11 protein-coding genes are annotated in these 13240 nt (G+C 70.9%); 10 read left to right on the forward strand and 1 reads right to left on the reverse strand.

The window, feature by feature from the left end:
- The first annotated feature begins 17 nt into the window (after positions 1–17).
- From AB0877_RS19620 to ahcY, 3 genes are all read left to right on the forward strand, one after another.
- On the forward strand, positions 18–1025 hold the full coding sequence (locus AB0877_RS19620) for a cation diffusion facilitator family transporter (protein WP_366610436.1): 1008 nt from the start codon (positions 18–20) through the stop codon (positions 1023–1025).
- A 3-nt stretch (positions 1026–1028) separates the two neighbouring features.
- Entirely contained in the window at positions 1029–2192 is a 1164-nt protein-coding gene (manA, locus tag AB0877_RS19625) for a mannose-6-phosphate isomerase, class I (protein ID WP_366610438.1), read from the forward strand.
- Positions 2193–2471: 279 nt separating this feature from the next.
- The gene (ahcY, locus tag AB0877_RS19630; protein ID WP_366610439.1) at positions 2472–3971 is read left to right on the forward strand and encodes an adenosylhomocysteinase; all 1500 of its coding nucleotides are present in this window, start codon (positions 2472–2474) and stop codon (positions 3969–3971) included.
- Positions 3972–4229: 258 nt separating this feature from the next.
- On the opposite strand, the gene AB0877_RS19635 is transcribed toward ahcY, so the two are convergent.
- Complete coding sequence (locus tag AB0877_RS19635; protein WP_366610441.1) at positions 4230–4376, reverse strand: hypothetical protein; 147 nt, start codon at positions 4374–4376, stop codon at positions 4230–4232.
- A gap of 136 nt (positions 4377–4512) precedes the next feature.
- On the opposite strand from AB0877_RS19635, the gene efeU reads away from it, so the two are divergent.
- From efeU to AB0877_RS19670, 7 genes are all read left to right on the forward strand, one after another.
- Positions 4513–5412, forward strand: a complete 900-nt coding sequence (gene efeU / locus AB0877_RS19640; RefSeq protein ID WP_366610442.1) for an iron uptake transporter permease EfeU — start codon at positions 4513–4515, stop codon at positions 5410–5412.
- A 22-nt stretch (positions 5413–5434) separates the two neighbouring features.
- Positions 5435–6568, forward strand: a complete 1134-nt coding sequence (gene efeO / locus AB0877_RS19645) for an iron uptake system protein EfeO (protein WP_366610444.1) — start codon at positions 5435–5437, stop codon at positions 6566–6568.
- Between the two features lie 19 nt (positions 6569–6587).
- A complete protein-coding gene (gene efeB / locus AB0877_RS19650; RefSeq protein ID WP_366610446.1) occupies positions 6588–7865 on the forward strand; it encodes an iron uptake transporter deferrochelatase/peroxidase subunit in 1278 nt (425 codons plus the stop codon).
- Between the two features lie 226 nt (positions 7866–8091).
- Positions 8092–8781 carry an MtrAB system response regulator MtrA gene (gene mtrA / locus AB0877_RS19655; protein WP_030331519.1) on the forward strand — a complete coding sequence of 230 codons (690 nt, stop codon included), beginning with the start codon at positions 8092–8094 and terminating at the stop codon, positions 8779–8781.
- A gap of 12 nt (positions 8782–8793) precedes the next feature.
- Entirely contained in the window at positions 8794–10551 is a 1758-nt protein-coding gene (mtrB, locus tag AB0877_RS19660; RefSeq protein ID WP_366610447.1) for an MtrAB system histidine kinase MtrB, read from the forward strand.
- A gap of 32 nt (positions 10552–10583) precedes the next feature.
- Positions 10584–12362 carry an LpqB family beta-propeller domain-containing protein gene (locus AB0877_RS19665; protein WP_366610622.1) on the forward strand — a complete coding sequence of 593 codons (1779 nt, stop codon included), beginning with the start codon at positions 10584–10586 and terminating at the stop codon, positions 12360–12362.
- A gap of 37 nt (positions 12363–12399) precedes the next feature.
- Positions 12400–13074, forward strand: coding sequence for a ComF family protein (locus AB0877_RS19670; RefSeq protein ID WP_366610624.1), 675 nt, complete (start codon positions 12400–12402; stop codon positions 13072–13074).
- Positions 13075–13240 lie beyond the last annotated feature (166 nt).

Genomic DNA, 13240 nt, shown 5'->3' on the forward strand with positions numbered 1-13240 from the left:
CGAAGCGGAGCGGTGGCATGAGCGCCAACGGTGGGACGAAGGCGATCATCGCCGCCCTCCTGGCCAACATCGGCATCGCCGTCACCAAGTTCGTCGCGTTCCTGCTCTCCGGCTCGTCGTCGATGTTGGCCGAGGCGGTCCACTCGGTCGCCGACTCCGGTAACCAGGGCCTGCTGCTGCTCGGCGGCAAGCGGGCCAAGCGCGCGGCCACCCCGGAACACCCGTTCGGGTACGGCCGGGAGCGCTACATCTACGCGTTCATCGTGTCCATCGTGCTGTTCAGCATCGGTGGCCTGTTCGCGCTGTACGAGGCGTACCACAAGTGGGATCACGCGGAGGGCATCACGTCCTGGCACTGGCTGCCGGTCGTGGTCCTGGTGGTGGCGATCGTCCTGGAGTCGTTCTCGTTCCGGACCGCCATCAAGGAGTCCAACCACAGTCGGGGCACGCAGTCCTGGGTGCGTTTCATCCGTCGGGCCAAGGCCCCGGAGCTGCCGGTGGTGCTCCTGGAGGACTTCGGCGCGCTGATCGGTCTGGTGTTCGCGCTCTTCGGTGTCAGCATGACGCTGATCACCGGCAACGGCCGGTGGGACGCCGCCGGCACCGCGATGATCGGCATCCTGCTGGTGGTCATCGCCATCGTGCTGGCCATCGAGACGAAGAGCCTGCTGCTCGGTGAGGGTGCCGAGGCGTCCGAGTTGGCCGCCATCGAGCGGGCCGTCACCGACGGCCCCGAGGTGGAGCGGATCATCCACATGAAGACGCTCTACCTGGGCCCGGAAGAGCTGATGGTGGCCGCCAAGATCGGTGTTCCGGAGTGGGAGAGCGCCCACGACCTGGCCCGTGGCATCAACGCCGTCGAGGCCCGGATCCGCGCCGCGGTGCCGATCGCCCGGGTGATCTATCTGGAGCCGGACGTCTACAGCACCGCTGCCGCCGAGGCCGGCACCGGTGCCGCGGCCGACACCGCGGTGCCGCAGCCGCAGGACACGTCGGGCGACCCGGCCGGGCGGCCCGGGGGCTGACGGGTGGAGCCACTGTACGGTCCGATCCGGGACTACGCCTGGGGCTCGCGCTCAGCCATCGCCCTCCTGCAGGGGCGAGCGGTGCCGAGCGCGGGCCCGGAGGCGGAGCTGTGGTTGGGGGCCCACCCGGGCGCCCCGGCCCACGTGGATCGTGCCGGTCTGCGGGTCAGCCTCTGTGACCTGGTGCGGGACGAACCAGGGCAGTGGCTCGGTCAGCGGGTGTCCGAGCGGTTCGGCAACCGGCTGCCGTTCCTGCTCAAGGTGCTCGCGGCCGACGCTCCGCTGAGCCTGCAGGCCCACCCGGACGCCGAGCAGGCGCAGGCCGGCTACGCCGCGGAGGCGGGACGCACCGACGGGCATCGGAACTACTCCGACCCGCACCACAAGCCGGAGTTGCTGGTCGCGCTCACCCCGTTCGAGGCGCTGTGCGGTTTCCGGGATCCGGCGGAGTCGGCCGAGGCGCTCGCGGCGTTCGGCGTACCGGCGTTGGCGCCTGTGGTCGCCGCGTTGCGGTCCGGGCCGGCGGGGTTGCGGACGGCGGTGCGGACGCTGCTCGGCTGGCCGGTCGCCAGGCGTCACGACCTGCTGGCCGCTGTCGTGGCGGCGCCGGTCGACGGCCCGGACGCGGAGCTGACCCGTCGACTGGCCACGGCGTACCCGGGGGATCCGGGTGCGCTGGTCGCGCTGCTGTTGCACCACCTGCGGTTGGAGGCGGGGGAGGCGATCTGGATGCCCGCCGGCAACCTGCACGCCTACCTGAGCGGCTGCGGCGTGGAGATCATGGCGGCCAGCGACAACGTGCTGCGCGGCGGTCTGACCCCGAAGCGGGTGGACGTCGACGAGTTGTTGCGGGTGCTGCGCTTCGAGGTGCTCGCCGATCCGGTCCGGGCCGCGGAGCCGGTCGGCCCGGGGGTGGACTGGTGGCCGGTGCCGGTGGACGATTTCGCGCTGCACCGGGTCCGGGTCGACGCGGCGGTGCCGTCGGTGACCCTGTCGCTGCCCGGCCCCCGGGTGGTGCTCTGCGCTGGGGGTTCGATCACCGTGGACGACGGTGCCGGCACGTTGACGCTGGCCTCCGGCGAGGCGGCCATCGGTACGGCGTTGGAAGCGCCGCTGCGGATCGACGGCGCCGGTGTGGCGTTCGTGGCGACGTCCGGGCTGCGCTGACCCTGACCCGGGCCAACGACACAAGTCCGACTTTCCCGGAATAGCTTGACGTTGCCCTGCCTCAGTGTGACTCTATGAGTACGCAGCGTTATCGCGACGACGGTCCGAGAACGTGCGGGGGAACCAAACCGGGGGGATGCACGGGGCGGGCGGGACGTGGGCGGGAAGGTCCGTTCATCACCGACCGCCCCGTGCGCTGTCCGCCGACCGTGCCCGATGCCCGTCGCCGACACGCGTAAGGTGGAAGGTCGGCGCAGACATCGTTCGACAGGAGCTTTCATGACCAGCACCCTCCCGGCGTCCGCCAGCGGCACGCCGTCCGAGGCCCGGCCGAGCACGCTCGCCGACGGCGACTTCAAGGTGGCGGATCTGTCGCTCGCCGAGTTCGGGCGTAAGGAGATCCAGCTCGCCGAGCACGAGATGCCCGGCCTGATGGCGATCCGTCGCGAGTTCGCCGAGGCGCAGCCGCTCGCCGGCGCGCGGATCACCGGCTCTCTGCACATGACCATCCAGACCGCCGTCCTGATCGAGACGTTGGTCGCGCTCGGCGCGCAGGTGCGCTGGGCGTCCTGCAACATCTTCTCCACCCAGGACCACGCCGCCGCGGCGATCGTCGTCGGCCCGGACGGCACCCCCGAGGCTCCGGCCGGGGTTCCGGTGTACGCCTGGAAGGGCGAGACCCTTCCGGAGTACTGGTGGTGCACCGAGCAGGTGCTCGCCTGGCCGGACGGGCAGGGCCCCAACATGATCCTCGACGACGGCGGCGACGCCACCCTGCTGGTGCACAAGGGCGCCGAGTTCGAGAAGGCCGGGGTGGTTCCGCCGGTCGAGTCGGCCGACTCCGAGGAGTACGCGGTCATCCTCGAGCTGCTGCACCGCTCGCTCGGCGAGGACGGCCAGCGGTGGACCCGGATCGCCGGCGGCATCAAGGGCGTGACCGAGGAGACCACCACCGGCGTGCACCGGCTCTACGAGATGCACCGGGCCGGCACCCTGCTCTTCCCGGCCATCAACGTCAACGACTCGGTGACCAAGAGCAAGTTCGACAACAAGTACGGCTGCCGGCACTCGCTCATCGACGGCATCAACCGCGCCACCGACGTGCTGATCGGCGGCAAGATGGCGGTCGTCCTGGGCTACGGCGACGTGGGCAAGGGCTGCGCCGAGTCGCTGCGCGGCCAGGGTGCCCGGGTCGTGGTGACCGAGGTGGACCCGATCTGCGCGTTGCAGGCCGCCATGGACGGCTACCAGGTCGCCACCCTGGACGACGTTGTCGAGCAGGCCGACATCTTCATCACCGCCACCGGCTGCTTCGACGTCATCACCAACGAGCACATGGCCCGGATGAAGCACCAGGCCATCGTCGGCAACATCGGCCACTTCGACAACGAGATCGACATGGCCGGGCTGGCCAAGCGGTCCGACGTCGAGCGGATCAACATCAAGCCGCAGGTCGACCTGTGGCGCTTCACCGACGGGCACGCCATCATCGTGCTCTCCGAGGGTCGCCTGCTGAACCTGGGCAACGCGACCGGGCACCCGAGCTTCGTCATGTCGAACTCGTTCGCCAACCAGACGATCGCCCAGATCGAGCTCTTCACCAAGACCGAGGAGTACCCGATCGGCGTCTACGTGCTGCCCAAGCACCTGGACGAGAAGGTGGCCCGACTGCACCTCGGCGCACTCGGCGCCAAGCTGAGCACGCTGACCAAGGAGCAGGCCGCCTACCTCGGCGTCTCCACGGAGGGTCCGTTCAAGCCGGATCACTACCGCTACTGATCGACATCTCCGAACCGGGCCGGCTGTTCACAGCCGGCCCGGTTCGTCGTCCCCGCCCTGCCCCGCCCTGCCCCGCCCCGCCCTGCCCCGCCCCGCCCTGCCCCGCCCTGCGCTCCCGCGATCTTGCACTTTCGGTTGGAGATTCACGGCTTTAGGTGCGATATGTCGCCGCAGAAAGTGCAAGATCGCGGGGCGCGGGGTGCGGGGTGCGGGGTGCGGGGTGCGGGGCGCGGGGCGCGGGGCCGGGGTGGGGGTTGGTTAGGGGCGGCGGGTGGGGCGGAACCAGGTCCAGATGCACCAGGCCAGCCAGCCGAGCGAGACGATGGTGGCCAGTGCCCGTAGGCGTAGTGCGCTGAGCAGCAGCACCACGGCCAGAACCGTCAACCACGGCAGGAATCCCCTCACGGCGCGATCTTCGCACAGTGGAGTTCGCCGGAGACAGAGTGAGCTTGTCGTGAACGACTTGACGACGGCTCTGACCAGGAGGAAGGTGAGCCTGCCCTAAGCCAGCCAAGGCGTGCCTAACCTACTCGGAGCCCGGATGTTCGCCACCTACCTGATCGGTCTGCGGGAAGGGCTGGAAGCCACCCTGGTGGTCAGCATCCTGGTCGCCTTCCTGGTGAAATCGCAGCGGCGAGACCGGCTGCCGCAGGTGTGGGCGGGCGTCGGCCTGGCCGTGGCGCTCTCGGTGCTCTTCGGTTGGCTGATCGAGTACACGTCGACCTCGCTGCTGTCCCGATCCGAGGATCGGGAGTTGTTCGAGGCGATCACCTCGGTGGCCGCCGTCGTCTTCGTGACCTGGATGATCTTCTGGATGCGCCGGGCTGCCCGGACCATCGCCGGCGAGCTGCGGGGCAAGCTCACCGAGGCGCTGGCGGTCGGGTCTCTCGCCGTCGCCGGGATGGCGTTCCTCGCGGTGATCCGCGAGGGTCTGGAGACGGCGCTGATCTTCTACTCGGCCGCCCAGGGCGCGGCCGGCGACAGTGGCCCGCTGCTCGCGTTGACCGGCGGCATCGTCACCGCCGTGGTCCTCGGCGTGCTGCTCTACGCCAGCGCCCTGCGGATCAACCTCAGCAAGTTCTTCACCTGGACCGGCGCGCTGCTGATCCTGGTCGCCGCCGGCATCCTCAAGTACGGCGTGCACGACTTCCAGGAGGCCGGCGTCCTGCCCGGCCTGAACGACCTGGCCTTCGACATCACCAGCGTGCTCGACCCGAGCACCTGGTACGCGGCCCTGCTCGCCGGCATGTTCAACGTGACCCCCGCGCCCACGGTGCTGGAGACGATCGCCTGGGTCGCGTACGCCGTACCGGTGCTCCTGCTCTTCCTGCGACCGGCCCGGCGTCAGCCGGCACCCACCGCGACCACCACCACCGTCACCGAGCGCGGGGCCGACGCCGGCGCCGAGGTCGAGGCGGCGTCCACGCCGCAGCGTGCCTGACCCACGAGGAGAGACAGCTCAGATGCGTACCACCCAGTTCTTCGCGCTGGCCGCCGCCGGCGTGCTGGCCACGGCCGGTCTGGCCGCCTGCTCCGACTCCGACAAGGTCGACTCGGCCGGGTCCGGCGGACCGATCGTGGTCAAGGCCAGCGACACCGCCTGTGAGGTCGGCTCGACCGACCTGGGCGCCGGCACCGCCACCTTCAAGATCACCAATTCGGGCGCGAAGGTGACCGAGTTCTACGTGTACGCCGACGGCGACCGGGTGATGGGCGAGGTGGAGAACATCGCGCCGGGGCTGAGCCGCGAGCTGCACGTGGAGCTGCCGGCCGGCACGTACCAGACGGCCTGCAAGCCGGGGATGAGCGGCAAGGGCATCCGGGGCGCGCTCAAGGTCAGCGGGTCGGCGCAGCCGCTCACCGCCGACGCCGCGCTGGGTGACGCCACGGACAACTACCAGCGGTACGTGAAGAGCCAGACCAGCGCGCTGTTGGACAAGACCGAGGAGTTCGTCGGCGCGGTCAAGGCCGGTGACGTGGCGAGGTCCAAGGCGCTCTACCCGGTCGCCCGCACCTACTGGGAGCGGATCGAGCCGGTGGCGGAGATCTTCGGCGACCTCGACCCCAAGATCGACGGCCGCGAGGAGGTCCTCGAGGAGGGGATGGAGTTCACCGGCTTCCACCGGATCGAGAAGGACCTCTGGCAGTCCGGCGACATCAGCAAGGACGGCCCGATCGCCGACCGCCTGCTGGTGGACGTCAAGGAGATCGTGGCCAAGGCGAACGCCGAGAAGCTCTCCCCGCTCCAGCTCGCCAACGGTGCCAAGGAGCTGCTCGACGAGGTGGCCAGCGGCAAGATCACCGGCGAGGAGGACCGCTACTCGCACACCGACCTGTGGGACTTCGCCGCCAACCTCGAAGGTTCCAAGGCCGCCGTGTCCGCCCTGCGGCCCGCGTTGCAGCAGCGCTCGCCGGAGCTGGTCACTCAGCTGGACGCCGAGTTCACGAACGTCGAGGGTCTGCTCGGCAAGCACCGCGACGGCGACGGGTGGAAGCTGCACACCGCGCTGAGCAAGGCCGAGCTCAAGGAACTCTCCGACGGGATCAACGCGCTCGCCGAGCCGATCAGCAAGGTCGCCGCGGCCGTCGCGAAGTGACCGGACCTCAGGGGGACGGATGAGCGGGAGCAGGTTGACCCGGCGGCGGGCGATCACGCTCGCCGGCGCCGGGGTGGCCGGGGTCGCCGGTGCGGCGGTCGGCGTGGGGGCGATGGTGAACGGTTCCCACGGCCCGGCCGCGGCGAGCGACCACCCGGCCGGGGCGGTGCCGTTCCACGGAGAGCACCAGGCCGGCATCGTCACCCCGGCACAGGACCGGCTGCACTTCGTGGCCTTCGACGTGATCACCAAGGACCGGGCCCGGCTCGTCGAACTGCTCGAAGAGTGGACGGCCGCCGCCGCCCGGATGACCGCGGGGCGCGACGCCGGGGTGCTGGGTGCGGTCGGCGGGATGCCGGAGGCCCCACCGGACGACACCGGTGAAGCGCTCGGTCTGCCTCCCTCCCAGCTCACCCTCACCATCGGTTTCGGGCCGACGCTGTTCCGCGATGCCGACGGACGGGACCGCTTCGGCCTCGCCGAGCGTCGTCCTGCCGCCCTCGCCGAGCTGCCGAAATTTCCCGGCGACGCGGTGCAGCCGCAGCTTTCCGGCGGCGACCTCTGCGTCCAGGCCTGCTCCAACGACCCGCAGGTGGCGGTGCACGCGATCCGCAACCTGGCCCGGCTGGGCATGGGTGTGGTGAGCGTCCGCTGGTCGCAGCTCGGCTTCGGCCGCACCTCGTCGACGACGCGGGAGCAGGCCACCGCGCGCAATCTCTTCGGGTTCAAGGACGGCACGGCCAATCTCAAGGCCGAGGACACCGACCTGCTGCGCGACCAGTTGTGGGTGCAGCCGGGCGATGGGCCGGACTGGATGGCCGGCGGCTCGTACCTGGTGACCCGCAAGATCCGGATGCTGGTGGAGACCTGGGACCGGACCTCCCTCGCCGAGCAGGAGGAGATCGTCGGCCGGGCCAAGGGCAGCGGCGCGCCGTTGGGTCGCGGCGACGAGTTCGACGAGCCCGACTTCGCCGCCCGTGGCGCGGACGGGAAGCCGGTGATCGCCGAGCACGCCCATGTCACGCTGGCCCACCCGAGCCGCAACGGCGGGGCCCAACTGCTCCGCCGGGGTTACAACTTCGTCGACGGCTCGGACGGCCTCGGCCGGCTCGACGCGGGCCTCTTCTTCATCGCCTACCAGCGTGATCCACGCCGTCAGTTCGTGCCGATCCAGACGCAGTTGGCCCGGCACGACGTGATGAACGAGTACCTGCGACACGTCTCCAGCGGGGTGTTCGCCTGCCCGCCCGGGGTGCGCGACGGCGGGGAACACTGGGGGAGTGGGCTGTTCGGCTGACCGCCGTCCGGATGGCGACAGCCGGATCGCTCCGGCTTGCGGTGGCGCCGGGCGGCGCCGAAGGGGGATCATGGTGGCAGCCTGGCCCTGCGGCCATCCGTGCGCCCAGGCTCCGCAGCACGTGGCGCCGCCGCCGCGGGCCGTGGCCACCCGGTTCGACGGCGGCGCGGAGCGTTGCCGGCGACGCCGGTCCCACCGAATTGAATGAGGATGCAATATTAATCCCATGAGAGCCCGCGTACTGGTGGTCGACGATGACCCCGCGCTCGCCGAGATGCTCGGCATCGTGCTGCGCAGTGAGGGTTTCCTGCCTTCCTTTGTGGCGGACGGCGAGCGGGCGTTGGCCGCTTTTCGCGACAGTCGTCCCGATATAGTGCTGCTTGACCTGATGCTTCCCGGAATGAGCGGGATCGACGTCGCCAGGTCGATCCGGGCGGAGTCGGGCGTGCCCATCGTCATGCTGACCGCCAAGAGCGACACCGTCGACGTCGTGCTCGGCCTGGAATCCGGCGCCGACGACTACGTGGTCAAGCCGTTCAAGCCCAAGGAGCTGGTGGCCCGGATGCGGGCCCGACTGCGCCGAGGCGAGGACGTGGCCCCGGAGATGCTGACCATCGGGCCGCCGGACAACCAGATCACCATCGACGTGCCCGCGCACACGGTGAGTCGCAACGACGAGGAGGTGAAGCTGACGCCGCTGGAGTTCGACCTGCTGGTCGCGCTCGCCCGCAAGCCACGTCAGGTCTTCACCCGCGAGGTGCTGCTCGAACAGGTCTGGGGCTACCGCCACGCGGCCGACACCCGTCTGGTCAACGTGCACGTCCAGCGGTTGCGGGCCAAGATCGAACCAGACCCGGAGCGACCGGAAATCATCCTCACCGTGCGGGGCGTGGGTTACAAGGCGGGGACCGGATAGCCTGGTCGCACTGTGTCGACCTCGCCGCCCCCACCCTCCCCGAGTACGGCTGCCCGCCGGCCCAGCGCCGGCGGGGAGTTCTGGCGTGCGGTGAGTGGGCGGGTCGCTCGCGCGGTGGGTCGGGCACATCAGACCTGGCGGCGCTCGCTCCAGGTTCGGGTCGTGACCATCACGCTGGTCGCGTCCAGTCTGCTGGTCGGCGGGTTCGCGGTCCTGATCGCTGACAAGATCACCACGATCCTGCTCGACAGCGCGCGCAGCGACGTCCGGCAGCGGGTGACGAGCGGCGCCAGCTACGCGGCCAAGCAGGTCTCCTTCTACGGGCAGCCGCAGGAGGCCCAGCTCCAGGAGACCATCGACGGCACTGTCAACTACCTGGCCGGCGGCGACCCCCAGCAGACCAGCGGGGTGGTGGTGGCGATCACCGCCGACGACTACCCCAACGACATCCAGACGCGCACCTCCCCGTCGGCGAACGTCCAGTCGCTGATCAGCCCCGAGCTGCGGGCCGCGATCGCAGACGGCAAGGTGGCCAGTCAGATCCGCACCGGGCGACTCACCGGCGAGACCACCAAATACCTGGTGTACGGCTCGCCGGTGCCCACCCGCTTCGGCCAGATCGAGCTCTACTACCTGGTCCCGCTGGGCCGGCAGGACGTCACCGCCGCCGACGCCCGCGCCACGGTGGTGGCCACCGGGGTCGCGCTGGTGATCCTGCTCGGGTTGCTCGCGGCGCTTGTCACCCGGCTGGTGGTCAACCCGGTCCGGGTCGCCGCGCGAACCGCCCAGCGGCTCTCCGCCGGCCTTCTCGACCAGCGGATGGTGGTCAACGGCGAGGACGACCTGGCCCTGCTCGCCGCGTCGTTCAACCAGATGGCCACCAACCTGCAACGGCAGATCCTGCGCCTGGAAGAGATGTCCCGGTTGCAGCGCCGCTTCACCTCGGACGTCTCCCACGAGCTGCGTACCCCGTTGACCACGGTGCGGATGGCCGCCGACCTCATCTTCGCTGAGCGCGACGAGTTCGATCCGGCGGTCGCCCGCAGCGCCGAGCTGCTCCAGGCCGAGTTGGACCGCTTCGAGGAGCTGCTCACCGACCTGCTGGAGATCAGTCGGTTCGACGCGGGCTTCGCCATGCTGGATTCCGAGCCGACCGATCTGGTGCCGGTGGTGCACCGGGTGGTCGACCGGCTGTCGGGCCTGGCCGAGCGGGTGGGCGTACCGATCGAACTCGACCTGCCGGGCACCCCGGTCATCGCCGAGGTCGACCCGCGCCGGGTCGAGCGGGTGTTGCGCAACCTGGTCGGCAACGCCGTCGAGCACGGCGAGGCCCGCCCGGTGCTGATCACGCTCGGCATCGACGAGACCGCCGTGGCGATCACGGTCCGCGACCACGGTGTGGGGCTGAAGGTGGGCGAGGAGAAGCTGGTGTTCAACCGGTTCTGGCGGGCCGACCCGTCGCGGGCCCGGCAGACCGGGGGCACCGGGCTGGGCCTGTCGATCAGCCTGGAGGACGCACGGCTGCACGGCGGCTGGCTGGAGGCGTGGGGTGCTCCCGGGCAGGGCGCGCAGTTCCGACTCACCCTGCCGGCCCGCGCGGGCGATCGGCTGACCACCTCACCGCTGCGGCTGGTGCCGGCCGACGCCGCCCTGCCGTTCGGCGGACCCCGCGACGGTGGGCCACTGGCCATCGGTCCCGGCACCGGCGGGGCACTGGCGATCGGCCCGGCTCCGGCCGGGGACGGGCAGCGGACGGAGGTGCGCTCGTGAGACGGCCGACTCTGCTCGGAACTTTCGGCGTGATGGTGCTGCTGGGCGCCGGCTGTGGCATTCCGGCGGCATCCGACGTGCGGGTGGACGGCAAGGGCAGCGCCGCGACCGAGGCCGGTGTGATCAGCCGGGGCAGTGAGCCACCGACGCGGACGGCCAGCGGCAGCGTCAACGAGACGTTCGTCCGCAACTTCCTGTCCGCCGCCGCCGGCGAGCCGGATCGGGCGTACGAGCGGGTCAAGGCGTTCGTCGCCCCGGAGGACAAGACTCGCCTACAGGACAAGAAGGGCAGCGAGGTCGCGCTGAACGTGGTCCGGCTGCGCGAGGCGGTCTACACCCTCAACAGCGACTCGACCACGACCGTCAAGATCGCCGTGCAGCAGCTCGGGGTGCTGCGGACCAACGGCATCCTGGCTCCACCGGTGGCGACCGAGACGGAGTACGAGTTCGGCCTGCGCAGCGCGTCCTTCAACGGCGGTGTGAACGACGACCGGGCCGGCCTCTACGTCATCAACCCGCCCAACGTGCTGCTGCTCAGCGACACCGCCCTGCGGGAGTACTACCAGGACGAGACGATCTACTTCTGGAGTTCGGACCGCAGCCGCCTGGTGCCTGACCAGCGCTACCGACCGCAGGCGGTGCCGGTCGAGCGGCAGGTCAACGAGGTGGTGAAGTGGCTGGTCGGTGGCCCCTCCGACTGGTTGCGCCCGGGAGTCGTCGGGCTACCGGACCGCACCGAGCTGATCAACAATGCCACCGGCGGCAACGGTCGGTGGGAGGTCAACCTGGACATGTCCGGGGACGACCAGAGCGGGATCGATCAGTTGATCACGCAGATCGCCTGGTCGCTGGGGGACCTCACCGGTCAGCTCGAGGTGAAGATCCGCAACAACGCGCAGCCCGTGGTGGACCTGGGCGAGCGCCGAGACGCCCGGGTGCTCTACCCGTACGCCGCCAGCCCGCAGCGGTTCGGCGTCTACGACGGCGCGATCCACCCACTCGACTTCGACGGCGAGCCCAGCGGCACGGTGCCGTTGACGCCCGAGGCCAACCGTAACGTCGTCTCCGCCAGCCTCGGGCTGGCCAAGGACCGCCGGATCCTCGCCGCGATGGTGGTCGCCGGCAGCGGCAAGAACCGGTACCGACTCGCCGTGGGCACGGGTGCCGACCCGGTCTCCGTGGTCAGCCGCAGCGGCGCCGAATTCTCCTCGATCGGGCGGCCGGTCTGGCTGCGTACTGTCGACAACCGTCCCAGCCGCGGTCTGGTGGTTGCCGACGGGCAGCTCTACCGGTTCGACGAGGCGGCCCGGATGTATCCGGTGCCGCTCAACCTGCCCTCCGCCGCGGTCACCGCGGTGGCCGCCGCGTTGGACGGCCAGCGGGTGGCGCTGATCGCCGGCGGCCGCCTCTACGTCGCCGCGGTCAACCTCGACGGCGGCGGAGCCTCCGTCGGCCCGCCCCGAGAGTTGGTCACCTCGCTGACCAACCCGACGGCGGTCGACTGGGGCAGGGAGGACCAGTTGGTGGTGGCGGGGTCGGTCGGCCAGCCGGCGATCTACGAGATCAGTGTCGACGGCGCCCTGGAGACGCCGCTACGGACCGACCTCGGCGCCAAGGTCAGCCACCTGACCGCGTACCCGACCAACCGCAGTGTGCGGACGCCCAGCGGGGCGTACATGTACGAGGCGAACGGGGTGGCCTACCGCAGCAGCCCGTTCGAACGGATCGAGCCCGGCCGGGTACGCGACATCGCCCCGGTGCCGGCCGGTGTCCGGCCGAGCAACCCGTCGGCGCCCTTCTTCCTCTACTGACACGGTGAGCGGGCTCTGGGCGGACCTCGCCGACCTGGTGCTGCCCGCCGACTGCGCCGGTTGTCGGGAGCGCCGACCCGGCCTGCGGCACGGGGTCTGCCCAGCCTGTGTCGTGGCGCTGGACGCCCTGCGGCCACGAACGGTCCGCCCCACCCCCGCACCGCCGGGCCTGCCGTCCTGCGTCGCTCTCGGCCCGTACGCGGGACCGCTGCGCGAGGCCCTGCTGGCGTACAAGGAACATGGCCGACACGGGCTTGCCCGCCCGCTCGGCGCGCTGCTCGCCGAGGTCGTCGCGGCGGCCGTCGGTGGGGCCCGTCCGGTGGCGTTGGTTCCGGTCCCGGACACCGCGGCGGCGGCCCGGTCCCGCTACGGAGACCACCTCGACCGGCTGGCCCGGCACTGCGCGGCCCGGCTCAACCGCAGCGGTTGGGCGGCGCGGGTGCACCGTCCGCTGCGGGCGTCGCCCCGGCCCGACTCGGTCACCCTGGACAGCGCCGGGCGCGCGGCGGCGGCCGAGGCGGCCTTCCAGCCCCGCCCGACGGGGCCGGTCCGGGGTCGTGCCGGGGCTGCGGCACCGGTCGTGGTGCTGCTCGACGACATCGTCACCACCGGCGTGACCCTCGCCGCCGCGACCCGGGTGCTGACCGCGACCGGATGGGCACCGGGTGTCGCGGCGGTGCTCGCGGCGACCGAGAAAAGACACCAGTCGTAACCCATTGTGTTTCCGTTTCACCCGTTGGTGTACGAGCTGCGAAAAATCCTGGGTCGTCTCGGCAACATGGGGTGACTGCCGGGCAAACAGGAGTTAGCGTTTCGCTGTCGGGGGTAGGAGGTCGTTCCCACCACCCTCGGCGGTGAGAGGAGGCGTAGCCGTACCA

Source organism: Micromonospora sp. NPDC047644, from assembly GCF_040704315.1.
In the GTDB taxonomy this organism is placed as follows: Bacteria; Actinomycetota; Actinomycetes; order Mycobacteriales; family Micromonosporaceae; genus Micromonospora.